General features: G+C 39.1%; 25 protein-coding genes. 15 read left to right on the top strand and 10 right to left on the bottom strand.

Annotated features, from left to right (window positions below; translation table 11 throughout):
* The first annotated feature begins 73 nt into the window (after positions 1-73).
* The 6 genes from pabC to HR060_RS14005 all read left to right on the top strand — a co-directional run bounded on the left by pabC (position 74) and on the right by HR060_RS14005 (position 4,707).
* Complete coding sequence (pabC, locus tag HR060_RS13980) at positions 74-919, top strand: aminodeoxychorismate lyase (protein ID WP_174200914.1); 846 nt, start codon at positions 74-76, stop codon at positions 917-919.
* Position 920: 1 nt separating this feature from the next.
* A complete protein-coding gene (gene mltG / locus HR060_RS13985; protein ID WP_174200915.1) occupies positions 921-1,940 on the top strand; it encodes an endolytic transglycosylase MltG in 1,020 nt (339 codons plus the stop codon).
* Complete coding sequence (gene tmk, locus HR060_RS13990) at positions 1,940-2,569, top strand: dTMP kinase (RefSeq protein ID WP_174200916.1); 630 nt, start codon at positions 1,940-1,942, stop codon at positions 2,567-2,569. Before mltG ends, tmk begins: the two co-directional genes overlap by 1 nt.
* Positions 2,557-3,507 (top strand): DNA polymerase III subunit delta', encoded by a 951-nt coding sequence (gene holB / locus HR060_RS13995; RefSeq protein WP_174200917.1) that lies wholly within the window; start codon positions 2,557-2,559, stop codon positions 3,505-3,507. Before tmk ends, holB begins: the two co-directional genes overlap by 13 nt.
* 24 nt (positions 3,508-3,531) lie before the next feature.
* The gene (locus HR060_RS14000; RefSeq protein ID WP_174200918.1) at positions 3,532-3,858 is read left to right on the top strand and encodes a PilZ domain-containing protein; all 327 of its coding nucleotides are present in this window, start codon (positions 3,532-3,534) and stop codon (positions 3,856-3,858) included.
* 66 nt (positions 3,859-3,924) lie between these two features.
* A complete protein-coding gene (locus HR060_RS14005; protein WP_174200919.1) occupies positions 3,925-4,707 on the top strand; it encodes a TatD family hydrolase in 783 nt (260 codons plus the stop codon).
* Positions 4,708-4,738: 31 nt separating this feature from the next.
* Here HR060_RS14005 and HR060_RS14010 read toward each other — a convergent pair whose 3' ends face one another.
* Positions 4,739-5,740 (bottom strand): tetratricopeptide repeat protein, encoded by a 1,002-nt coding sequence (locus HR060_RS14010; RefSeq protein ID WP_174200920.1) that lies wholly within the window; start codon positions 5,738-5,740, stop codon positions 4,739-4,741.
* Positions 5,741-5,840: 100 nt separating this feature from the next.
* Positions 5,841-6,632, bottom strand: coding sequence for a CZB domain-containing protein (locus HR060_RS14015; RefSeq protein ID WP_174200921.1), 792 nt, complete (start codon positions 6,630-6,632; stop codon positions 5,841-5,843).
* A gap of 150 nt (positions 6,633-6,782) precedes the next feature.
* On the opposite strand from HR060_RS14015, the gene HR060_RS14020 reads away from it, so the two are divergent.
* Positions 6,783-8,165 carry an SLC13 family permease gene (locus HR060_RS14020; protein ID WP_174200922.1) on the top strand — a complete coding sequence of 461 codons (1,383 nt, stop codon included), beginning with the start codon at positions 6,783-6,785 and terminating at the stop codon, positions 8,163-8,165.
* 423 nt (positions 8,166-8,588) lie between these two features.
* On the opposite strand, the gene HR060_RS14025 is transcribed toward HR060_RS14020, so the two are convergent.
* From HR060_RS14025 to HR060_RS14045, 5 genes are all read right to left on the bottom strand, one after another.
* Complete coding sequence (locus HR060_RS14025) at positions 8,589-9,164, bottom strand: hypothetical protein (protein WP_174200923.1); 576 nt, start codon at positions 9,162-9,164, stop codon at positions 8,589-8,591.
* Positions 9,165-9,187: 23 nt separating this feature from the next.
* A complete protein-coding gene (locus HR060_RS14030; protein ID WP_174200924.1) occupies positions 9,188-9,460 on the bottom strand; it encodes a YfcL family protein in 273 nt (90 codons plus the stop codon).
* Between the two features lie 72 nt (positions 9,461-9,532).
* A complete protein-coding gene (locus HR060_RS14035) occupies positions 9,533-10,663 on the bottom strand; it encodes an ATP-NAD kinase family protein (RefSeq protein ID WP_174200925.1) in 1,131 nt (376 codons plus the stop codon).
* A gap of 14 nt (positions 10,664-10,677) precedes the next feature.
* Complete coding sequence (locus HR060_RS14040) at positions 10,678-11,211, bottom strand: elongation factor P hydroxylase (protein WP_174200926.1); 534 nt, start codon at positions 11,209-11,211, stop codon at positions 10,678-10,680.
* Between the two features lie 96 nt (positions 11,212-11,307).
* Positions 11,308-12,957 carry a response regulator gene (locus HR060_RS14045; protein ID WP_174200927.1) on the bottom strand — a complete coding sequence of 550 codons (1,650 nt, stop codon included), beginning with the start codon at positions 12,955-12,957 and terminating at the stop codon, positions 11,308-11,310.
* Positions 12,958-13,190: 233 nt separating this feature from the next.
* Between HR060_RS14045 and tal the strand changes: the two genes are divergently transcribed.
* The 3 genes from tal to srmB all read left to right on the top strand — a co-directional run bounded on the left by tal (position 13,191) and on the right by srmB (position 17,235).
* Complete coding sequence (tal, locus tag HR060_RS14050) at positions 13,191-14,150, top strand: transaldolase (RefSeq protein WP_174200928.1); 960 nt, start codon at positions 13,191-13,193, stop codon at positions 14,148-14,150.
* Between the two features lie 73 nt (positions 14,151-14,223).
* Complete coding sequence (pgi, locus tag HR060_RS14055) at positions 14,224-15,861, top strand: glucose-6-phosphate isomerase (protein ID WP_174200929.1); 1,638 nt, start codon at positions 14,224-14,226, stop codon at positions 15,859-15,861.
* Positions 15,862-15,966: 105 nt separating this feature from the next.
* A complete protein-coding gene (gene srmB / locus HR060_RS14060) occupies positions 15,967-17,235 on the top strand; it encodes an ATP-dependent RNA helicase SrmB (protein WP_174200930.1) in 1,269 nt (422 codons plus the stop codon).
* A 76-nt stretch (positions 17,236-17,311) separates the two neighbouring features.
* Here the strand turns inward: srmB and HR060_RS14065 are convergent, their stop codons facing one another.
* Positions 17,312-17,692, bottom strand: a complete 381-nt coding sequence (locus tag HR060_RS14065) for a response regulator (protein ID WP_174200931.1) — start codon at positions 17,690-17,692, stop codon at positions 17,312-17,314.
* Between the two features lie 140 nt (positions 17,693-17,832).
* The gene (gene yaaA / locus HR060_RS14070) at positions 17,833-18,609 is read right to left on the bottom strand and encodes a peroxide stress protein YaaA (protein WP_174200932.1); all 777 of its coding nucleotides are present in this window, start codon (positions 18,607-18,609) and stop codon (positions 17,833-17,835) included.
* Positions 18,610-18,916: 307 nt separating this feature from the next.
* Between yaaA and HR060_RS14075 the strand changes: the two genes are divergently transcribed.
* The 5 genes from HR060_RS14075 (at position 18,917) to HR060_RS14095 (ending at position 24,803) form a co-directional block, all read left to right on the top strand.
* Complete coding sequence (locus tag HR060_RS14075) at positions 18,917-19,255, top strand: DUF3718 domain-containing protein (protein WP_174200933.1); 339 nt, start codon at positions 18,917-18,919, stop codon at positions 19,253-19,255.
* Positions 19,256-19,868: 613 nt separating this feature from the next.
* Positions 19,869-20,207 (top strand): DUF3718 domain-containing protein, encoded by a 339-nt coding sequence (locus HR060_RS14080; RefSeq protein WP_174200933.1) that lies wholly within the window; start codon positions 19,869-19,871, stop codon positions 20,205-20,207.
* 554 nt (positions 20,208-20,761) lie between these two features.
* Entirely contained in the window at positions 20,762-21,106 is a 345-nt protein-coding gene (locus HR060_RS14085; protein WP_174200934.1) for a DUF3718 domain-containing protein, read from the top strand.
* A 234-nt stretch (positions 21,107-21,340) separates the two neighbouring features.
* Positions 21,341-24,229, top strand: coding sequence for an ExeM/NucH family extracellular endonuclease (locus HR060_RS14090; RefSeq protein WP_174200935.1), 2,889 nt, complete (start codon positions 21,341-21,343; stop codon positions 24,227-24,229).
* A 241-nt stretch (positions 24,230-24,470) separates the two neighbouring features.
* A complete protein-coding gene (locus tag HR060_RS14095; RefSeq protein ID WP_174200936.1) occupies positions 24,471-24,803 on the top strand; it encodes a DUF3718 domain-containing protein in 333 nt (110 codons plus the stop codon).
* Between the two features lie 69 nt (positions 24,804-24,872).
* On the opposite strand, the gene HR060_RS14100 is transcribed toward HR060_RS14095, so the two are convergent.
* A partial coding sequence (locus tag HR060_RS14100) for an integrase core domain-containing protein (RefSeq protein WP_174198709.1) occupies positions 24,873-25,081 on the bottom strand: 209 nt, incomplete at its 5' end.

Raw genomic sequence — 25,081 nt, forward strand, 5'->3', positions numbered from 1 at the left:
TTTTTAATAACAAGCTCAGTAGAATCTAAAGGCCTGCTTTTGCAGGCCTTTTTTATTTGTATTCAGTATAGATATGGCAATTGATTTAACACTAACGATTTGTGAACAAGAGCATGAGCAAGTCAGCGCTTATGATAGAGGGCTGCAATTTGGAGATGCACATTTTACGACCATGCTTGTTGTGAATGGACAAATCCATTTACTTGAAAACCATATCGAAAGATTAAAGTTGGCCAGTGAAACATTATCCTTTCCTCAGCTAAATTGGCCTTTACTTAAAGAGCAGTTAATTCGTTTAGCGTTAAATAAAACCAATGAAGGGACAGCCGTCTTCAAACTGATTCTTAGTCGGGGAACAAGTCAACGCGGTTATGCATCGGCTAAACCAAGTTTACCTCGTGGTTATTTATTTATCAGTGCCTTACCCCCACATTTTTTAACGCTCGAAGAGCAAGGCGTTGACTTGGGCTTAGCGCATTTTAAGTTGGGTTTACAGCCTGCTCTAGCTGGAATAAAACACTGTAACCGGCTCGAACAAGTATTAATAAAAGATGAGCTTGTTGATCGAGGTATCAGTGATGCCATAGTTTGTGATTTAAATAATCGTGTTATTGAGACGTCCGTTGCCAATATTTTTATGCAGTTTGAGAACGATAAAACCTGGTATACACCTAATTTATCATCATCAGGTATAGATGGCGTTGCCCGTCAATCCATAATCACAAAAATGCAGCAAGCTTCACTCGATGTAGAAGTAACTGTGATTGATAATAGTAGGCTAGAGAACACAAGCGCTATGTTTATTTGTAACGCTTTAATGAATATCGTACCTGTTAACAAGCTAACCTTCATTTCTAAAAAGCTCGATCGCCAACCCGTTATCGCCCTCAAACAACTGTTTAAACAACTTGGAGTTTGAAGTGATAAAAGCAATATTAAAAAAGCTCCTTTTTTTATTTTTTTCAATCATCGCTTTAGCTCTTGCCGGCTTTTATCTACTCAATACTCAGTGGCAAAGTCAGTTATCCTTCCAAGAGGCCAGCTATGAAGTTAAACCGGGTTGGTCGTATTACCGAATTGTTCAAGATTTAACACAACAAGAACAACTTGAGCACGCATTTCCTTATAAAGTCTTTTTATGGTTAAACCCGCAATATCGAAAAATTCATGCGGGTCATTTTGTATTACCAAAACAACAGCTTTCATTCGAACAATTTATGCAAGCGCTATTAAAAGCAGAACAAGTACAATATAAATTAACATTTGTTGAGGGGAGCCATTTAAAGCAGTGGTTAGCTCAATTAAAACAAGCCCCATTTATTGATAAGCAATTGACGAATCAAGATAACAAAAAAGCACTAGTCAAAACGATAACAGGGGAGAGTGTTTACCCGTCACTTGAAGGCCTGCTATTACCTGAAACTTATTTGTACACTAAAAACATAACAGATCAGCAAGTTATAAAACAAGCTTATCTGGCTATGCGCCACTTTTTAACTAGCATATCAGCTCAAATTCAAGGTCAATCTTTGTCTGAGTATGAAGTGTTAATTCTTGCCTCTATCATTGAAAAAGAAACTGCTCTGGTGAGTGAGATGCCATTGATATCATCGGTATTTCACAATAGGTTAAATAAAGGGATGCGTTTACAAACCGATCCAACGGTGATTTATGGATTAGGTGATAGGTATAAAGGTGATATTACTCGCGCGCACTTGAGAGAGAAAACGGCTTACAATACTTATCGAATAAAAGGGTTACCACCAACGCCTATTGCCATGCCCTCTAAGCAAGCTATCTTAGCAACGCTAAACCCGGCCCAAAGCGATTATTATTATTTTGTGGCAAATGGTGAAGGTGGTCATACTTTTTCTAAAACACTTAAAGAACACAATAGCGCTGTAAAAGCCTATTTAAAGAAACAAGGACACACAAACTGATGTCAGGCAAATTTATAGTCATTGAAGGGTTAGAAGGTGCAGGTAAGTCAACTGCTATTTCGGCGGTAACTCAGTGGTTAAATGATAAAGGCATTGCTTTTAGCCAAACAAGAGAGCCTGGCGGAACAGCATTAGCTGAAGAATTAAGAACCCTGGTTAAGCAGGTTCGAGATGATGAAAAAGTGACCGCTGAAGCTGAGTTATTGATCATGTATGCTGCGAGAGTTCAGCTTATCGATAACGTGATCAAGCCTGAATTAAATAAAGGTAATTGGGTTATTGGAGATAGACACGACCTGTCTTCTCGCGCCTATCAAGGGGGTGGCCGAGGGATTAGCGATGAGTTAATTGAACCTGTTAGAAACGCAGTACTAAAAGGCTTTAAGCCAGAGCTAACTCTTTATTTGGATATTGACCCTAAAATCGGTTTAGCTCGAGCAAGAGCGCGTGGCGAACTCGATCGTATTGAATTAGAAGAGTTAACCTTCTTCGAAAATACTCGCGCGAAATATCAACAAATTGCTAGTCAAGATGAGTCCATCGTATCGATTAATGCAATGCAAACAATTGATGAAGTGGCTCGTGATATTAGAAAAGCGTTGGATGATTTTTATCAATGCATGTCATAAAAGAACTAACTTGGTTACGCCCATTAAGCGATAAGCTAGAGCAGCAGCTCCAGCTCAATCGTTTACACCATGCTTTGCTATTTGATGCGACTGAAGGCGTAGGCAAATATGAATTTGCTAAAAGCTTAGCTAACCGTTTGTTGTGCAATCAAGCGATTGATGGTCAGGCATGTGGTCAGTGCAAGAGTTGTCACCTTTTTAATAATGGTTCTCACCCTGACTATCTCGAGTTTGCTGATGATACAGCTAATTCTATTGGCGTTGAGCAAATTAGAGCAATAGTTAACAAGGCTCAACAGAAATCTCAACAAGGCGGCGCCTTGGTCTTTGTCATAAAAAACTGTGAAAAAATGACAGACTCTGCGGCCAATGCACTGTTGAAAACACTTGAAGAGCCCAATCCACATACTTATTTGCTGTTAACAACATCGGCAATTTCGCATCTATTACCGACTATTTTGAGCCGATGTCAGCTTCACCGAGTCAATAGCCCGACAGAAATACAACTCAATGAATGGGTTGCTAGACAAGGCATAGAACAATCTGACTTTCTAGTCGCTTATCAAGACTCAGGTCATGCACCTCTCAAAGCAAGTGCGCTGTTAGCCGATAACTATATTGAGAAAAGAACAAACTACCTGAGTCAATTTAAACAATTACTGGCTGGGCGTATTAGCGCATTTGATTTTTTTGCTGATTTTCAAGAAAGCGAGCTTAACCATTATTATATTTGGTTGATGCAAGCCCTTAATCAATGGTTAAGTGTGAAGTCTAAACAAGCAGATCAAAGTGTTGATAAATCGGCACAACTCGTTAAAATTTCATCGCTTTATCAAGCTGTCCAGCACAATTATGCTAATGTGAATTTAAACGGCATAAATAAAAAACTGAACTATCAGCAGCTTTGTCATAAAATAGAAGCGATATTACAAGAATAATAGAATTAAATTTAAAGGTTAGTGATGGAAGAGATCCCATTAGAATTTAGAAGTGTACATGAGCTTTATAAACACTTTATGCCGTTTATTCAGCAGGGTGGTTTATTCTTCGAGACTAACCGTTTATATGACATGGGCCATCCATTAGCTTTGAGTGTTTTACTACCAGGTTCTCTTGAGCCTATCAGTGTTTCAGGAAAAATTGTTTGGGTGACACCCATTGGCTCTCAAGGGGCGACGCCACAGGGAGTTGGCATAGGTTTTATTGATGATAAAGATCACTTGAAAGATCGTATTGAAACCATGCTAGGGACTATGCTCAATTCGAATGAGCCTACTTACACTATGTAAGTCAGACGTTAAAAAGATTTAATAGAGCCGAGCAAATGCTCGGTTTTTTTGTTTTACAGGTTAGTTATGTTAGTTGATTCACATTGCCATTTAGATAGATTAAAACTGAAAGATTTTGAAACAGACCTTGCTGGCGTCCTTGAGAATGCCCGTGCTCAAGGTGTTGGCCATTTTTTGTGTGTATCGGTCAGTTTACTCGATTACCCAAAAATGCTAGCGGCAGTTAAAGACTTTGACGATGTCTCGGTTTCTTGTGGTGTTCATCCTTTGCACCAAGAAGATGCCGATTACACTTATCAAGAATTAATTGATTTAGCGGCTGATCCAAGTGTTGTCGCCATTGGAGAAACTGGCTTAGATTATCATTACTCACCAGAGACGATCGAAATTCAACAAACCTCATTTCGAAAGCATGTCCGTGCTGCGGTAGAGCTGAACAAGCCATTAATTATACACACCCGTGATGCAAGGGAAGACACGCTGCAAATCTTAAAAGAAGAGGGAGCCGATAAAGTAGGTGGTGTTTTACATTGCTTCACCGAGTCACTTGATATGGCATTACAGGCGGTAGAATTAGGTTTTTATATTTCTATTTCGGGGATCGTGACATTTAAAAATGCTGCAGAGTTACAAGAGACAGTAAGACAACTGCCATTAGAGCGCTTACTTGTCGAAACAGACTCTCCTTGGCTTGCTCCAATTCCACACCGAGGCAAGCAGAATCAACCTGCATACGTCAAAGATGTCGCTAAATTTGTTGCTGATTTAAAAGGTGTTTCACTGGATGAATTAGCAAAAGTAACAACTGATAACTACTTCAAACTTTTCTCGTTAAGTAAACGCGATTAAAACGTTATTTTTTTCTTGAGTATTCAATAGCTTAACTCGCTGTATCTAAAGCGTCTTTATTCAGTTTTATTTGCAGTGAGATAGGCTCAGCGAGTTTCAAGCCGTGTTGGTATTGTTCCGGTACTTTATTAATTAGCGCTTCAAGCTTTTTACCGGCAGGTTCAAAACCGTTTGTCGCAGCTAGGTGTAACCATGCAACGGCAAGTTCAATATTTTTTTCAATGCCTTCACCAACAAAATAAGCGCGACCTAAAGCGCCCATCGCCTTCGCGTGACCCGATAAGGCCGCTTGTTGAAATAGCTCAACCGCTAGTTCATAGTTGTTCTCATTTCTAGCTTGGTATGCTTGGTTGACGATTTCTTCAAAGTCGACACGCTGTTGTTCTTTCGTTGCGGATTCTTCTTCGTCATCGTGACATTCGTCATTACTCGGAATAGCAAGAGGTGTCGGTGTAATATCTTTTGCAAGCTCAGAGCTAATTGTTTGGCTTTCTTTATCTCGTAGCGCCAAAATCACCGCATCGTAACGATTATTAAGTTGTGCTAGGGTTTCTTGCTGCGTCAGGATTTGTTTTTGATAAAAAACACTGTCATTTTCAAGTTTTTCTAAATGATGGTTAAGCGCTTTTATTTCAGCATCATGGCCTTTTTCGATTGCGTTTAGCTGAGCTTGATATTGAGCCTGCATATCTTGCATACGCGCTTGATATTGCCTTTCAATATCATCCTTGTGATCGTCCTTCACTTTTTCCACTCGTTTAAACATGGTGTTTAAACTTGTTTCATAGGCTCGTCTAAGATCATCAAACCATCTAAAGACAGTCCCTGGTATTTTGTCTTTCACTAGCGGATTAGCAGAATTGGGAAATAAGGAGACTAATTGACGTTTGTTGAAATAAACAATACCGTGCTCGGTTTTGGTGATCGGCGAGTCTGTCGTAGTTTGGTACTTAGCCGTGGTATCTAGAATGATGGCTTGTGATACACCTGTGATGGCAGTCGCTTGCTCTAAATTAATCCATTGTTCGCTCATAGACAGGGGCGCTCATTTACTAAAAAATTGAGTGTAACAAAGATAGTTAAATTTAAATAGGGTAGGAGGTTGGCAAGGTTTGACCTTGCCAAAGTGGGCATTATAAAAAAGCTTCTGGTTTAAGTAATAAGCTATTTTTCTCACCTGTAGTGATCAAACTGGTGATCATCTCTTTAACTCGATGATCAATTTGTCCGACATGCATATCAAGCGAAGATAGCTGCCTCACTTGGTCTTCTGTCACATGTAAAGAATCTTCAACTTTATCGACAACAAATCCCAAGCAGGGCTTTTGACCGTCAGTTGTAGTAAATACAGTCACAGGTTTATAAGCGACATCAACTTGTTCTCTTGCCGCTTGATAAAGGCGCTTTAAGATAGCTAAAGTTGAAGCTTTGGTCTGGTCGATTAATTTGGCTGCTTCTTCTGTTTTTCCTTCAGCGCCCAGAGATAGCACTTGATGAGCAACCGAATACAATTTTTTATTGGGTTCTTCAATCTTTTTTAAAACATCGAGTAAATCTTCGTTTTTAGTTTCAAACCCTTCGTACCACTTACTGAAACTTGATTGGCTCGCTTCGGTAGTCTTAGTAAACGGCGTGTTATTTTGCACCGATTCTTCTAATGAATCTAACCACTCAGTATGTTCACGCTCTTTTTGGTGAAAAAGCTCAATAAGAGATAAATTGTATTGCTTAGTTGACTCTTTATTCATTGCCAACCCTAGATCATAAATAGGAATGGGCTCGCCCATGAAATCTTTAATTCCAAGAAAAGATGCATCTTCAGAAGGCATAGATGTTTGGGCATCATCAAATTTTTCGGTGAGTAATATATTGAGAATATTGAAGGCTACAATTCGTTCACCAACCCTAAAATTCACTACTTCCATTTTATTTAACGCTATTTTTTATCAAAAAATTACTATAACTTTAGACCTTAGTAATTAAAACTCAAAATAAAAAATATCTTGGTGAGGCAGTTTTTTTTTGTTTATCAATCATTAATCAAGAACTGCTCATTTTTAAGGTAATAAAAATTTATGCAAAATACTCAATACTTTATTCTTGCTATCTGTTTAGCTTTTATCAGCTACTTTTCAGCTCAATTTTTTGGCTTAGAACAAGTCATTGCACTGACTTTGGCTATTACTGTTTTAACTGGCACTTGCTGGGTTACAGAAGCTTTACCGATTCCTGTCACCTCTCTTTTTCCATTTGCTTTGTTTCCCTTGTTTGGCGTTATTGATCATAAAACCGCAGCGAGTGCTTTAGGTAGCCACGTTATTTTGCTTCTGATGGGGGCATTTATGTTGTCAAAGGCTGTCGAAAAATCAGGTGTTCATCATCGTATTGCGTTATGCATGGTCAGTAAATTAGGTATTAATAGCCCTAAACGAGTAGTTTTTGGGTTTATGCTCGCTGCAGCGACGTTAAGTATGTGGATAAGTAATACTGCTACGACATTGATGTTACTGCCTATTGTGATTGCCGTGGGTAAAACTAGCGGTGATCAACGCTTCACCGCCGTATTGCTATTAGGTGTAGCGTATGCTGCAAGTGTTGGTGGAATGGGCACGCCAATTGGAACCCCGCCAAATATCATATTTATGGCTGTCTTTGAGCAAGAGTTTGGCTTTGCGCCGAGCTTTACAGACTGGATGTCTTTAGCCGTACCTATTGTCCTGTGTGCAATTCCACTCATGGCCTTGTGGTTAACTAGGGGGATCAAATTATCTAATGCCCTGACTTTACCTGAAGTAGGTGCTTGGACAAAAGCTGAAAAAAGGGTGTTATTGGTATTTGCAGTAACGGCTTGTGCTTGGATATTTCGTCAAGCGCCATTTGGTGGTTGGTCTGATTGGCTGGGTATTAAAACTGTCGGCGATAGTACAATCGCATTGATGAGTGTTGCTGCAATGTTTATTGTTTCTTCTGGGGTTAAAGAAAATGGTAAAATCTTACGTTTACTCGATTGGAAAACGGCTAGTCACATTCCATGGGGCATGTTATTACTGTTTGCTGGCGGTATTTGTATTGCTAAAGCGTTTCAGGCCAGTGGCTTGAGCCAACTATTAGGTGATCAATTAACAACACTGGCTACTTGGCCAACTTACCTAATGATTATTGCTGTTTGTTTGACGGTGACATTCTTAACAGAAATAACCAGTAATACTGCGACAACCACTTTATTGATGCCAATTTTAGCTGTTGCGGGTGTTGCAGCTGCAATTGACCCTAAACTATTAATGATACCTGCAGCATTAAGTGCAAGTTGTGCTTTTATGTTACCTGTCGCCACAGCGCCAAATGCTATCGTTTATGGTGCAGATGCATTTAAGATAAGTACGATGGCTAGAGAAGGTGTTGTGCTTAATATTTTATTAGCCATCGTTATTTCGGGTTTTGTTTACTTTTCTATCTAATACTTTAGTGGTTTTGTGATTAAGGTCACAAAACCACTCTCGTCGTTATTTTATTATTCAAACTTGTTAATTAACCCACCTGTTCTTATTAGAGTTTGGATATGTTTTTACTGATTACCGCTAGCATTGCTATTTTGGGCTACACTGCTTGGCTTTTTTTCGCTAGCGATAGGTTATTTGAAGAGTCGGTAGATAACGATTAGTTAATTTCACTCAGACTTTTGAGATATATCTTACAGCGAAACTTTAATTTTTTGACCAAACTGTACCTTACCCCAAACGGAATCTAAAGGAGTAAAAGATGTCGGGTTTAGTCAGTATAGTAGGATTTACTTTAGCGGTTGTTTCAGTATCGGTAGTTGTGAGCTACGGTATTTCAATTCTTAACCGAACACTTATGAATAAGAAGAAAAGTTAACTTATTTACTTGGCATTACGTTTTTGCCAAAGTGACTCAAACTCTGCTTTTTGCGCTTTTTCTAATTTATTACACCAAACAAACATATTCATCTCTAGCTTGCCCACACACTCTGGTGCGGGTTGATACCAAGCTTTCCAAGCTTTAGCCTTGCTTGATAATTCAGGTATCTTCTTTTTATTTCTGCTCGTATCTAAACTGCCTGGTGGACCTATTTGGGCTAACTTAGGACCTTGAGCTTTCTTTTCCTTTTGTAGTGATTGCCAAGGTTGGTTGGCATCAAGAGTCAATAAACCATTGTCTTGCGATTGTTTCTTGATGACTTTTTTCGATTTTTTTTGAGCTGCTACGCCAGTATCAGGAAAGCAAAACTTATCTACGTCCTTAAATAATTCTGCTTGATAGTCAGCTAAGTTTCGACCCCATTTTTCTTTGTTGCCTTCTTTCATAAAGCCTTGAACTCTTTTTAATTGAGCTTCTGCAGCTTGGCAACGCGGTGATTGCTCTTTAGCATTTATTGAGAAAGAGGATAGTGCGGGAAGTAATAAAAAGATAATCGCCGTGGCTGAAGATAGTTTCATCGTATTGGTCAGGTCTTTTATAGTTAACTAAGCGTGATATTGTCCCAGCATGCTTTGACTAATTCAGAGTCTTGTGGAGTCAACTCACCTGTTTGTCTTGCTTCAAAAAGAGCCGATTCAATTTTGCTAATTAAAGTATCTTTTGTCAGCGCTTTATCAAAATCTAATTGGCCTGCAATCAGTGTGATGTGGCCACGTAAATAGCCGCTAACAAAAAGCGCGTCGCTATCATCGCTTTCCATCATTTGATCAAGTTTATCAAGTAACTGTTCTAAAAATTGCTCATCTTGAGACATATATTTTAATTCCTAATTTCTTTTGTTTTGTTATACCAGTAAATCTTCTTTATTGGTATGGCTAAATCAAGACTAAATCGTTGCTGCTGGGTATAACACGGTATCGTGAAAGCCTGTAATCACTTTAAATGGCCCTGATAACTCTGCATCTAAATCTGGATCGCCAGTATCTAAGATTAGCGGACGACCATTCAGTTTTTCCAATTTAGACTTAGTCGCTACCACGAGTATGTTGTCTTTTCCGATAGCACGTATTACTTGAGGTGATAACTGCTGGTTACCACGGCCAAATAAGTGGCCTTGACCGCCAATAAGCGTAATCACCAACTTGTGTTCATTGTGGTTATTCAATAGTGATAGAATTTTATCGCTCGTCAAGTCATTGGCTAATGGTTCTTGGTCGAGAATGGCATCAACACCTAGCAGGGTATTATCTAGAGTCAGCTCATGCATGATATGTGCTGTTGTTGAACCAGAACCGATTAAAAATAATGTTTCGTCATCCATTCGTTCAATGATATCTGCAGCGATATCTGCTAGCACTAATTCTTCGGATTCTTTTCCGCCCATTTTAACCGCTTGTACGTAACGCAAATCCATCGGTACCTGCATTTCACCGTAGCGCTTTGCTTTGACTTGTCCGCCTCTGAATAACGACTCGTCTATATCCATGACTTCTGTTTCTGCTAGTGTCAGTATTTCGCCTTCTACTAAGCGTTTAGTGAGTACACCTGCAGCTGTTGGGGTGAGGGCATAAACACCTGAGTGAATTTTGCACCCTGCAGGAATACCTAGCACAGGCGTATTCTCATCAATCTGGCTGTAGATATTACGGGCTGTACCATCACCACCTGCAAATAAAATTAAATCGACGCCATGGGCTAAAATTGCTTTGACTGCCATTTCGGTATCTTCGGCTGTTGATGGGTCATTAGCTTGATAGACTACATTGTGTTCAAAGCCTAGTTCAGTTGCGCTTTGCTCACCCATTTTTCCAGACGCGGTGATAACTTCTATTTGCGTGGATACTGGTTTAATGGCGGCAAGTGCTAATTCTGCTCTTAGGTGTGATTTGGGCGTTGCTCCTAAAGCAATGGCTTGTTGTTGAATGGCTTCACCATCACTGCCTTTTAGTGCTACCGAACCGCCAATACCTGCAACTGGATTGATAATTAATCCAAGTTTAAATTTTCTACTTTTCATGATGTATCCTGAATCTAGCTAGCAACTGAAATGGGAAAAGCCGTTTTATAAAACGAAGAAAGTGCTTTTAATAGCGTGAGTGTTCTGTCGTTAAAGCCGTTGGTTTGTATCAGTTCGATAAGTTTAGTTCTGATTTTTTCTTCAAAAGCATGCCTATCTGGCTCACAACTACCATTTAAATTATCGCAACTGACTTTAAACTCAAAACCTGCCGCAATAGACAATGCCCACTCAATAGCCTGCGGTTTGATCTCTACTTTTTCGAATTCTGCCTGAGTTTGTTGATCTCGGCCATCGGGGCTATACCAATAGCCGTAATCCTCTTTTTTACGTCGTTCTGTTCCCGCTACAAGCCAATGGGCAATCTCATGTAATGCACTGGCATAGAAACCATGTGCAAAGACAATTTGCGCATGTTGATTGTTTTTGTCTTTTGGTAAGTAAATAGGCTCGTCATCACCTCGTACTAAGCGCGTTTGGTGAGATGTCAAAAAACAAGACTCAAAAATAGCGATTAGGTCTTGATATTGATGTGGGGTTACAGACATGGATACAAAGCGTAAATCAGGGTTTCAAAGCAGTTATTCTAACAAAAAGCACAATCGGTGAACTAGCTCATGGCTTAATATTTATTGAAAATGCATTTAAGCAATTTCTTTTTCGCTTAATAACTGAATTAGCTCAGGTTTTAACGAATGATAACGGCGCATATTGTTCTCTGACAAATCGGATTGCTCTATGATTGTCATGCAGCGATTACAAATAGACTTCATTTCTTTAGGGCTGTGCCCTTGTGTTAAGAAAGTACCCACCTTGGTAATGGCTTGAACTAAGTTTAACGCTAAGCTCGCGTTATTTGGCATGAATGAGTAGGCTTCTACAAAACATTCTACCGATTGCGGATACATCGCATTTTGATAGAATTTTAAACCTTCATTGTTTAGCTGGCGAATGCGCTCTCTGAGCTCTTCATGACCTTCTTTTTCTTTTTCAACTAGCACTTGCAGCGTAGTCGATATCAGGTCGTCTTTTTCGACTAATTCATCAAGCGAAGCCATGATTTCATCGCTTCTTGATAAGTTACCTGTTGCAAAATAAGCTTTAGCTTTATCAAGTCTGTCATCGGCAGAATCATAGGGAGACTCGTGTTTTTCACTTTCATCAAGCAAATCACGAGCACTTTCCATTTCACCTTTTAAAACGGCAATTCGAGCTTTGAGTACCGCTTCTTGTGCTTTGACAGAATCTGAATAAAAACGACGCTCTATTTCACCCATTAGTTCAGTACATTTAGTCACTTGTTTAGCTATTTCTAGCTTATTTGAGTCGGTGCATAAATCCAATAAACTGCGGGCAAAGTTTAAATAGTTTTCAGGGGTATCAAATACTGAGTAACGCGAGTTTTTCAGAATTCGAGAATAAGCTCTTACCGCTTCATCTACCTCATTGTTGGCAATAGCAAGATTCGCAATTGCCCTTTGTCTAACCATGTTTCGCGGCGATATTTTACCTGCTTCAATTAACATCTCAAACGCAGTGGCAGTATCTTGTCGATTGATATTTAAACGCCCCAGCCAGTCATAGGCCTCTAAACGAGTTTCCTCACTTTCAAGTAATTCAAACAACTGTTGTTCTGAGGTATTTTGTTCACCCGCTTTGAATGTAGCAATGGCCTTACCTAATTTAGCCCAGCTATAACTGCGTTTTTCTAGCACATTGTCGTAGAGTTTCAACGCTCGTTGCGCTTCGCCGATTTGCAGTAATAACTCGCCTTTCATTCGCAAAGCAACTAGCGCATTTTTAGATTCGTTCTTAATAATGTCATTACAATGATTAATTGCTTCAACCACTTCTTTTTCATCAATAGCCTGATAAACCTTGGCCAAGATGCGTTTTTTCGCCAATGCACGTGCAAAGCGTTTTTCAAGGCCTTTATAAGTAAAGGGCTTTAATAAAAAGTCATCGGGTTGGAGTTCAACTAGGCCGTGAACTTGTGGTCGTCTATTTTCGGCTGAAATAATAAAAAAGCAGCAGTGTGGGGCTAATAAGTCTTTGTACTTCAACTCTTCGAATAATTGAAAGCCGTCTTTACCGTCACCTAAGTTGAAGTCGACAAGAATAAAATCCCATTTTACTTCGGTCGCTTTTTGTAGGGCTTGTGCACCATTACTGGCGGATTGAATGTTCGAAAAGCCGATTTTCTGCAACATGCCTTTAACTGCAGAACGAATAGGTTCGCAATCATCAACTACCAGTACTTTTTTCTTTGCGTAGAAGGCATTGTGGAGAATCATAGAGAGTTACAGCTCAGACGATATTCGACATTTATTAACCAATATTTAATGAGATTAACAGAAAGTAACTAAATAGTAATGGTTTTATCCGCTGATTTTTGTTTAATGAAACGTTATACTATGCGGCAATTTTAAAAATATTCACATATTGGTAAATTTGTCCCCATATATTGGTTAGATTTTCATTATTTTAATATTTTTATCCACTCGGATTTTAAAAAGCAGGAAGACTTATGACAACTCAATTGGAACAACTTCGTGCTGTTACGACTGTCGTAGCAGATACAGGTGACATTGAAGCGATAAAGAAATTTCAACCTCAAGATGCAACAACAAATCCTAGCTTGTTACTAAAAGCTGCCGCTATTCCAGAATATAAATCTCTTATTGATGATGCGATTGCTTGGGCTAAAGAACAATCAGATGATTTAGAGCAGCAAGTTATTGATGCTGGCGATAAGTTAGCAGTGAATATCGGTTTAGAAATTTTAAAGATTGTCCCTGGTCGTATTTCCACTGAAGTTGATGCGCGTTTATCGTTTGATGAAAAAGGTTCTTTAGAAAAGGCACGTAAATTAATCAAATTATATAACGAAGCGGGCGTGAGTAATGATCGCGTATTAATCAAGCTTGCCTCTACTTGGGAAGGCATCCGTGCTGCTGAGCAACTTGAACAAGAGAATATTAACTGTAACTTAACCCTATTATTCAGCTTTGCTCAAGCGCGAGCGTGTGCTGAAGCAGGTGTGTTCTTAATCTCTCCGTTTGTTGGCCGTATTTTAGATTGGTACAAAAAGGCAGAAGGTAAAGACAGTTATGCACCCGCTGAAGATCCAGGTGTTTTATCTGTGACTAAAATTTATAACTACTACAAAGAACATGGTTATAAAACAGTAGTGATGGGTGCGAGTTTCAGAAACACAGATGAAATCACTGAACTTGCTGGCTGTGACCGTTTAACAATTGGTCCAGGCTTACTTGAAGAACTAGAAGCAACAGTGTCTCCAGTACCGGTTAAATTAGCTTATGACGGTGAGTTATCTGAGCGACCTGCTAAAATGACTGAAGCGCAATTCCGTTGGGCACACAACCAAGATCCTATGGCAGTTGAGAAATTAGCAGAAGGTATCCGCAATTTCGCAGTTGACCAAAACAAATTAGAAGCGCAATTGCGAGAGCAGTTACAAGCTTAATTCCCCACATTATTTTGCCTCGAATCACTCGGGGCAAAGTTAAAAATTGACTATTTAAGGTAAAGAACAGCAAATGGCTTTATTTAATCAAACAAAAAGTTATCAGGCATTACAAGCTCATTTTGAACAAATCAAAGATGCGCATATGCGTGATATGTTTGCTCAAGATAGTGACCGATTTAACAAGTTTTCAGCGAAAGCTTGTGGTATTGAATTAGACTATTCAAAAAACCGCATCAGCCAAGAAACGCTTGGTTTGTTATTTGATTTAGCACGTGAGACAGGTGTTGAAGCAAAACGCGATGGTATGTTCGCGGGTGATAAAATCAACACAAGTGAAGATCGTGCTGTATTACACACCGCGTTGCGTAATCAATCTGGTGAGCCGGTTTTAGTTGATGGCCAAGATGTTATGCCTGAAGTTCAAGCTGTACTGGCTAAAATGAAGCAGTTTGTTGCAGAAGTTCACGATGGTTCGCGTAAAGGTTACACAGGTGAGCAATTTACTGATGTATTAGCAATTGGTATTGGTGGTTCTTTCTTAGGTCCTAAGATCATGACTGAGGCACTTAAACCATACCGTGTTGATGGCCTGAAAGTACATTTTGTAGCTAACGTTGACGGTGCGCACATCCATGATGTACTAGCAGAGTTAAACGTTGAAACGACCCTTGTATTAATGTCTTCTAAATCGTTTGGTACGCAAGAAACATTAAAGAATACTCAAACTGCAAAAGCTTGGTTCCTAGATAACGGCGGCACACAAGATGATGTTGCTAAGCACTTTATGTGTGTTTCTTCAAACGTTAAAGCTGCGACTGATTTTGGTATTGCTGAAGAAAATATCTTCCCTATGTGGGATTGGGTTGGTGGTCGTTACTCTTTATGGTCAGCAATTGGTTTACCTATCGCTTTAGCACTTGGTTTTGATAATTTCGAAGCACTTTTATCTGGTGCTTATGAAATGGATGAGCATTTTAAAACGGCTCCATTAGAAGAGAACTTACCTGCTATTTTAGGTATGTTAGGTGTTTGGTACATCAACTTCTTCGGCGCACAAAGCCACGTATTATTACCATATGACCACTATCTACGTGGTTTCCCTGCTTATGTGCAGCAGTTAGATATGGAATCAAATGGTAAGTTTGCTACGCCAACAGGTGACTACTTAGATTATGCTACGGGTCCTGTTATCTGGGGTGGTGAAGGTACTAATGGTCAACACGCTTTTCACCAATTAATACACCAAGGTAAAGTGTTAATCCCAGCTGATTTCATGTTACCGCTTAATTCACAGCACGAAGTGACAAACCATCACGCAATGTTAGCTTCAAACTGCTTTGGTCAAACACAGGCCTTAATGCAAGGTAAGTCGTTAGATGAAGTTAAAGCTGAGTTTGCTGGTAAAGGTTTAACAGATGCTGAAATCGAGCAAGTTGCTCCACAGAAAGTATTTGAAGGTAACAAGCCAAGTAACACTTTATTATTTGACCAAATTACGCCGCGTACATTAGGTAACTTAATTGCACTTTATGAGCACAAAGTATTTGTTCAAGGCATTGTTTGGGGCATTAACTCATTTGACCAATGGGGTGTTGAATTAGGTAAAGTATTAGGTAATGACGTATTAGCTAAACTTGAAAATACTGACCTACCGCTAGACAACGATAGCTCAACAAATGCATTAATTGAGCGTTTTAGAAATCGTTAATTCTGATTTCAACTAAAATAAAGGCACCATTTGGTGCCTTTTTTGTTTATGTCGTCCTACTAAGTCCGTAGAATACGCCGACCCAATATAGAGTGTGAGTAATAGATGAGCCAGTTTGCTGAACTTGAAATAGATGAAGAATTAATTAAGGCGACCCTAGAATTAGGCTATAGCCGAGCTACAACCATACAGCAAATGGTGATCCCACATGCACTTGATGCCAAAGATATTTTGGCAAGTGCACCTACGGGGACGGGTAAGACGGCTGCATTTTTACTGCCTGCTTTGCAACATTTACTGGATTTTCCTCGATCTAAAAGTGCAGGGCACTTTGCGCGTATTTTAATTTTAGCGCCGACAAGAGAGCTAGCTGAACAAATCTATAAAAATGCCAAGCAGCTTGCTAAGTTTACGGAGTTTTCGGTACGTCTTATCACTGGTGGTATTAACTATGGTAAACACAAAGAGTTATTAGAATCTGAAGTTGATATTTTAGTAGCTACTCCTGGGCGTTTATTAGAGTTTATCGAGAATGAAAGCTTTGAATGTCGTGATGTAGAGTGGTTGGTCTTAGATGAGGCTGATCGTATGCTTGATATGGGCTTTAAGCCGGTTATGGAGCGCATCGCAGGTGAAGCGCGCTGGCGCAAGCAAACCTTACTTTTCTCTGCGACACTTGAAGGCCGAGGTATTGATAGCTTTGCTAAAGGTGTATTGAATGATCCCGTTTTACTTGAAGCTGAGCCTCCTCGTCGAGAGAGCAATAAGATCCACCAATGGGTTCATCTAGCTGACAGTCGCGAGCATAAAAATGAACTACTCAAAGCCATTCTTGCAGATGAAAAAGCCACAAAGGTGGTTATCTTCGTCAAAACACGCGAACGTGTGGCTGAACTTTCTAGTTATTTAATTGCCGCTGACGTTCCATGCTGTTGGCTGCAAGGTGAGATGCCACAGGATAAGCGTTTAAATGCAGTTTCACGTTTTACTAAAGATAAAGTCAACGTATTGGTCGCTACCGATGTTGCTGCTCGTGGTCTTGATATCGATAATATTAGTCATGTGATCAACTACGATATGCCAAGAACGGCTGATGTATATGTTCACCGTATTGGTCGAACAGGTCGCGCGGGTAAAAAAGGAACGGCTATTTCATTGGTTGAAGCGCATGATGTAGCAGTGACACAGAAAATTGAGCGTTACACTAAAGAAGTACTTAAACGTCGTGTAATTGAAGGATTAGAGCCGAAACACAAAGAAGCTAAGGTACCGGCTAAGAAAAAAACGAAAAAGAAAAAAGTTAAAGAAAAACCTGTAAAGGTAAGAAAACCTAAAGGCAGGGGGCCTGCTAAACCAAAAGCTGCCAAATCATAATTAACAAAGCCGCTAATGTTAGCGGCTTTTTTAATATCTAAAATGACGTTATTACGGCTAAATTAGCCAATGTAAGCTAAGCGACTCTTCTTTGAATTAGTTTATTAACAGCATTAGTTAAACGGGGAGGATCGAATGGTTTGGTGAGCCAGCCACTTGCTCCAGAAGCTTTAGCTTTATCTTTACGGTATTGACTACTTTCTGTGGTTAACATCAAGATGGGAATAAACTTATATTCCTGAAGCCGCCTTATTTTCGCAACTAGGCTGATTCCTGACATATTTGGCATATTGACATCTGATATCACCAAATCGAATGCACAGGGGTTACCTCTTATTTTTTCCAGTGCCTTTACACCATCTTCTGCTGTGGTCACTTGATGGCCTGCTTTTTCTAAAACAACACTAACCATTTGTCGCATCACGAGTTGGTCGTCAATCGCAAGTATATTTGCCATAAATTAATCCTTTAATGAGGTTGCTCAACTAAAGGTTTAGGCAGATAACCGGTAAGTGTAAAGGGGGGAGTAAACTGTAAAATGTAAGGGGATTTTAAAAGGTCACTTTAACACTACAGTGAAAGTGACCTTTTAATCGACTATTCAGCTTCTTTACGGGTAAATACTGGTGTGTCGGCTGAAGATAGACTCTCATTATATTGATAACCGGCAACGTCAAAAGCCAGTAATTGCTCGGTTGATTTAACTTGATTCTCTATCAAGTAACGGGCCATTAAACCACGTGCTTTTTTTGCATAAAAACTGATCATCTTGTATTGACCGTTTTTCCAGTCTTTAAATTGAGGCGTGATAAGTTCAGCGTTTAATTGCTTCTTTTTAACTGATTTAAAGTATTCATTTGAGGCCAGGTTAACCAATTGCTCTGAATTAGCATCAGCAAGTGACTGGTTTACAGCGTTGGTAATGATATCGCCCCAAAATTGGTATAAGTTTGTACCGCGGTCATTTTCTAATTTAGTACCCATTTCTAAGCGATACGCTTGCATTAAATCAAGCGGGCGTAATAAACCATAAAGGCCAGATAAAATCCTTAAATGTTGTTGAGCATATTCAACGCTATCTGCAGACAGTGAATAAGCATCTAACCCGGTATATACGTCGCCATTAAAAGCATACATTGCTTGTCGAGCGTTTGTTGTATCAAATGGTGTGTGCCATTGAGCAAAGCGAGCTGCATTTAAACCAGCTAGTTTGTCACTAATACTCATTAGTGAGCTTATTTCCTGAGGAGATAGCGACTTACAGGTATCGATTAATGATTGGCTATGTTCAAGAAAGTTTGGTTGGCTGAAAACCTCTGTTGGAATGGTGGTTTCAAAATCTAAATTTTTAGCGGGTGATATAACAGCAAGCATAATCTTATATTTCTGAATGAGTGTAAGTCGATTTTAGCGACATTAGGCAAAAGGATAAACCTTTTCGCTAGCAAGAATTTCTCTATTTAACGACTACTAAGCGATTATCGACCAAAAAATTGAGTTGAATAAAATTCATGATAAATACATTAAACGCTCAAAAATGTGCACTTATCGCTATAACGTCAGGCGCTTGTCAGTAATCTCAATTGAGCAGCTTTTTGCCCGGAATTCATTATTATTAATCCCAAGTCGAGAGCAGGTAGGCTGCTGATAAGACACAGAATAATCAATAAGGATTAAAGAGATGAACACATTAATTAACACTACAAAAACAGCATTAATCGTAGCGGCTGCAGGTTTATTCTCAATCAATGCAACGGCTGGCGAACAATTCAAATACAGTGCAGCGGAAGAACAAAAAATCGTAAACATCTGTAAGGCTGCAAAAAGTGACAAAGTATTTAAGCTTCGCAAAGCGACAAGAAACGCGAACTTAACGGTAGCAGAAGTGGCTAATCAAGTTGTGTGTAATGGTAGCGATATTATCGATTACGCAGCGCAGCATGAGTCATACAAAACGGCGAATTACTTAGCAGAAGAAATTGGCCAAGTTGCGATTCACGATTTAGCGATGAACAAGTAAACACTATTTAATACGCGGACCTTCTATCCGATAAAGCGGTATGTCAACTTAGGTTGCATGCCGCTTTTTTACGTTTAATGACTTATTTATTATTAATTGTAAAATCTACTTGTTTCCATAACGCTAGGGTATAGCTTTTCAAAACTACATTGATTTTTTTGCTAAAGGCTACTGTCATAAAATGACTTATCTCCACCATTAATTAGTTTCGACATCTTATTAAACACCGCTTCTTACAATCGTTTTATTGTTCTAGTCTTTCAACCAATAAATTAAAACACCTTAAGAAAGCTTTAACATGCATTTTATTTATTCTCCATTTTAACCACGCCATGAACATACGGAGATTTAATCCCTTTTAGTCACTTTTTGTCAGTCATAAACCGAGTGTTAAATCGAGTTTAAAGCGATTATCGACCAAAAAATTGAGTTGAATAAAATTCATGATAAATACATTAAACGCTCAAAAATGTGCACTTATCGCTATAACGTCAGGCGCTTGTCAGTAATCTCAATTGAGCAGCTTTTTGCCCGGAATTCATTATTATTAATCCCAAGTCGAGAGCAGGTAGGCTGCTGATAAGACACAGAATAATCAATAAGGATTAAAGAGATGAACACATTAATTAACACTACAAAAACAGCATTAATCGTAGCGGCTGCAGGTTTATTCTCAATCAATGCAACGGCTGGCGAACAATTCAAATACAGTGCAGCGGAAGAACAAAAAATCGTAAACATCTGTAAGGCTGCAAAAAGTGACAAAGTATTTAAGCTTCGCAAAGCGACAAGAAACGCGAACTTAACGGTAGCAGAAGTGGCTAATCAAGTTGTATGTAATGGTAGCGATATTATCGATTACGCAGCGCAGCATGAGTCATACAAAACGGCGAATTACTTAGCAGAAGAAATTGGCCAAGTTGCGATTCACGATTTAGCGATGAACAAGTAAACGCTATTTAATACGCGGACCTTCTATCCGATAAAGCGGTATGTCAACTTAGGTTGCATGCCGCTTTTTTACATTCCAACACCGCTAATCAATATTTCCTCTTGATACCTAAATAATAACTCCCGCATTTTAAATAAATTTAAATGAATTTTGCTCGAAATCCTTACCTTGACTATTAATGCTTAAACCTGTTTTTACAGGGAAATTCATTTTATTTTTGTTTGATTAAACAGTAGGTGAATACCGTCATTTTTGAATTGGCTTCATCTCCATCTGTATGGTTGTTTATCGAATGCTTAGCTCGAGCAAAAACAAAAAATAAAACATCGAAATATACCAGTGGTTAACGGTGAAATGGCAAAAAAACATGTTGAATAAAAATGCATGCTAGACAGCTTTAACCGCAACAATTGTGCATTTATCGCTCGAACGTTTCTGTTTTGTAACTAACCTCAATTAACATGTATTTATAAAAATAACCGTTAGTATAGTTCACAAGTCAAGAGCAGAAGGGCTGCTGAAGACTAAACTCTACAGCTATCAAGGATAAAGAGATGAACAAATTACTTTCTACATCAAAAACATTATTATTAGTCGCGACTGCCGGTTTATTTTCAATGAATGCTTATGCAGGTGATCGTATTATTTATACAGACGCTGAAGAGCAAAAAATCAGAAATATCTGTAAAGCAGCTAAAAGCGATAAAGTTTATAAATTACGCAAAGCTAGCCGCAACGCGAACTTGAGTTATAAAGAAGTTGCTTATAATGTAGTTTGTAATGGAAATGACATCATCGATTTTGCCGCTCAACATCAATCATATAAAACTGCGAGCTTTTTAGCAGAGCAAACTGGCGATGTTGTGATTCAAGATTTAGCGAAACGCCAAAATAAATAAAACTCATTTTTAATGAAAAAGCGGCGAGTAACTCAGTTACTCGCCGTTTTTATATTTGTCATTAAACTGCCGTAAAACTGCCACCTTCTTGCTTAGAAATCGTCATATTTAGCCCGTAATTTAATCATTCCCTTTTCTGGGTTTTCCTTACCTGCTGTCACTTAATCCTCCAAAAATAATATAAGGGTAAGTCGATGTCGTCGGCAGGTGTTAATTAATAATTCAGGTTTAACAATGAACAATATAACGACAAAATTTGCCGCGCTAACGGCTTTGCTTTTATCGAATTATGCTCATGCAGATTTGGTGATCACCGCTGTATTTGACGGCCCCTTATCGGGTGGTGTGCCAAAAGGCATTGAGTTACTTGCAACTACTGATATCAGTGACTTAAGTGAATATGGTGTTGGCAGTGCAAATAACGGTGGCGGTTCTGATGGCCAAGAATTTACTTTTCCAGCTGTTGCAATCGCTCAAGGTGAATACATTTATTTAGCAAGTGAGACGAATGGGTTTACTGACTTTTTTGGTTTTTCACCCGATTACACAAGCTATGCGATGTCTATTAATGGTGATGATGCGATTGAAGTCTTTTATCAAGGTGAAGTCCATGATGTATTCGGTGATATTAACACTGATGGTACAGGACAAGCATGGGAGTATTTAGACGGATGGGCTGCTCGAAACAATAATACGACTGCTAGTACTGATTTTGTTATTGAAAATTGGTCTTTTAGTGGTAGGAATGCATTAGACGGTGAGTCAAATAATGACACTGCCAATATGCCTATTCCATTAGCCGATTCAGCTGTGGGTACCGACACATTGACCGATACAGATACGACAACAGAAACTGACACCGATGTAGAAGTCGAACTCACGTTGATCTCTACTATTCAAGGTCAGCCTTCATCTTACGTCACCAATCAATACGGCGAAAAAGATGTCAGTCCAATGCACGGTGAGCAAGTCACTGTCGAGGCGATTGTCGTGGGGGATTTCCAGGACTTCGACACTGATACTAGTCGCAACTTATCAGGTTTTTATCTGCAAGAAGAGACAATTGATAGTGATCAAAATGTACTTTCTTCTGAAGGCGTATTTGTCTATCAAGGCAGTACAGGTGTAGATGTAAATTTGGGTGACTTAGTGCAAGTGAGTGCAACGGTAACTCAATATTTTGGCGAAACGCAGCTAAACAACATCACAAGTATTGAAGTGATTGAATCATTAGGTGCTGATGGTTTGAACCAAGTAACCCCTGCTGGAATTGACTTGGCCGGTAACCAGCTTGTATCGATAGCTGGTTCTGGTCGTTATCAAGCTGACTTGGAATCTTTCGAAGGCATGTTAGTTGAGTTTACGGGTGAACTTGTTATCAATGAGATGTTTCAATTGGATCGCTTTAATGAAATTCGTTTAGTCGCCGGTGAGCGTCCGGTACAGTTTACTCAAACTGAGCAACCTGATGTACAAGGTTTTGAGCTTCATCAGCAAGCAGTAGCAAAACGAGGTATCGTTTATGATGATGGCTTAAACCTTCAAAACCAAAGTATTACATTATTGGATGGTTTTGCTGATTTTAATGAAGACAATGCTCCTCGTATGGGCGATGTAATCGAAAACCTACAAGGAGTACTCGATTATAAATGGGCTGGTAACTCATCATCAAAAGCAACATGGCGAGTGCGTGCTGTTGAAGATGATGTCAATCAGGTAACGGCACAGTCACAAAGACAACTTCAACCCGATGTGCTCACTGGTAATTTAAAATTGGCCTCAATCAATGTACTTAACTATTTTACTACACTTGATAATGGCAATACTTTAACTGCTGTAGGATTATCACCTCGTGGTGCCGATGATTTAAGCCGTTTTGGTGTCGAGCCTTTTGATGCTGAATATCAAAGGCAGCTCGCTAAACTAGTTAATGCTTTAGTTGCTATCGAAGCTGATGTGTTCGCTTTAGTTGAAATAGAAAACCAATTTGATACAAGTGAAAATGGCCGTACGGCTTTAACTCAGCTCGTTGATAACTTAAATGAGCAACTTTTGGCCTCAGGTAAACAAACTCAATATTCAGCTGTTTATCCTCAAGCTGAGTTTGTCGGTACTGATGCTATTGCTGTTGCTTTTATTTATAACAATCAAACCATAGGTTTAGCTAAAGATTCTATCGTTGCAGTATTAAATGATGAAAAGGTGGCGCAACTTACCGCATTTGCACAACATGATTTTATCAATGAACCTATATTTGATGGTGTTGCGACCAACCGTGTTCCGCTTGTGGCAAGTTTTGAACACCTTACATCTGAACAACACTTCACACTGGTTAATAACCACTTTAAATCAAAAGGGAGCTCAGGTTTATCCGATACAACAAGCCCTGATTTTGACCAAATGGATGGACAAGGCTTTTACAATCGAAAACGCACATTGGCAGCTCAAGCAGTGACCGCTTGGTTAGAAACGTCACCGACTCAAATTGAAACGGATTTGATAGCTATTGTTGGTGATTTAAATGCTTATTTAAACGAAGCGCCTATCCAATATTTACTATCAAAAGGGTATCAAAATTCAAAGTCATCAGCGCAATACTCCTTTGTTTTCGATGGCCACGTGGGGAGTTTAGATTACATCTTAATGTCACCTGCCTTAACGGATATGAAGCAGGGCAGCACCGTTTGGCATATCAATGCTGATGAAGCTGACGCTTTAGATTACAATTTAGATTTTGGCCGACCAGCCGATTATTTTAATGCTCAAACAGCTGTTAGGTTTTCCGATCACGACCCAATCATTGCTAGTTTTCAGCTAACGCCTGCAATTGAAACGTTGACAGCTGCTGATTTACAGCAAATGTATGAAAATGGTTTGGCGAATCAAACACTGTTTGGTACAGGGAGTGCTCGACTAAAACGAGTTAACGAGTACTTTACTTCTCGTGTTTTAGCTTTATTAGAACGCCGAGAAGGCTATGGGTTAGATGTATGTTACTTATCAAGTTTACTCGATAATAGAACCGACGGTGATTTGACTACCCGAGATTGGTTAACGGGGAGTGATATAACGCTTTTCAATACCAAGGTAAAACAATATTTAGAGCAAAATAATTGCCAATAATGGCTTGTTAAAGTTGGCACGGGAATTATCTGTGCCAATCTCTTTTTAATCTCGATAAACGACCGCTTAATACGGTGTATTACCAAGCTTTGAATTGGTCGTTTATCGTACATTTTGTGCCTGTCATCGCCTTAACTTTAAGTCGCTGCTAACTGCCCCAAAAGACCTGATTTTCAAACAGGATTAGCTAATCTGCATCTCACACATTACTGGTAGCGAAGCGCTACATTTGAAGATAAAAATGAAAAAATTAGCAGGCGTTTTAACATTAGGTTTATTCACCTTTTTTAGCTTTTCGTCTCAAGCTGGCGTTAGCTACAATTCTGCCCAAGAGCAAATGCTCGTTAACATCTGTAAAGCAGCTAAAAGTGATGAAGTTAGAAATTTAAGACAAGCTCAGCGTGCGTCTAATCTATCGTACAAACAAATTGCTAAAGGAGTGGTTTGTAACGGCGAAGATGTCATTGAATATGCCGCATCGCACCAAGCTTATAAAACAGCTCAATATATCTCAGATAAAGCACAATTAGGTAGTGTTATCATCAGAGATATTGCCAAGGTTGAGCATAAATAGATCAGGGTAGCGAAGCTTCTTTTTCACTTACCATATGACCCATCCTAGTATGGGTTGACACTTTTTTGATTAAAACGCCTGATGAATTTCATCGGGCGTTTTGTATTTTAAGGCCGAATGTGGCCTTTGTTGATTATATAAATCGACTGATTGTTTTACCATTTCCCTTGCCTCATTTAGGTTATTTGGTTTCATTAACAAGTATTCGTTTTTAAGAATACCGTTTACTCTCTCAGCCAGTGCATTTTGATAGCAGTCATAACCATCTGTCATTGAAC

The sequence above is a fragment of the Marinifaba aquimaris genome, assembly GCF_013328345.1.
GTDB lineage: Bacteria > Pseudomonadota > Gammaproteobacteria > Enterobacterales > Alteromonadaceae > Marinifaba > Marinifaba aquimaris.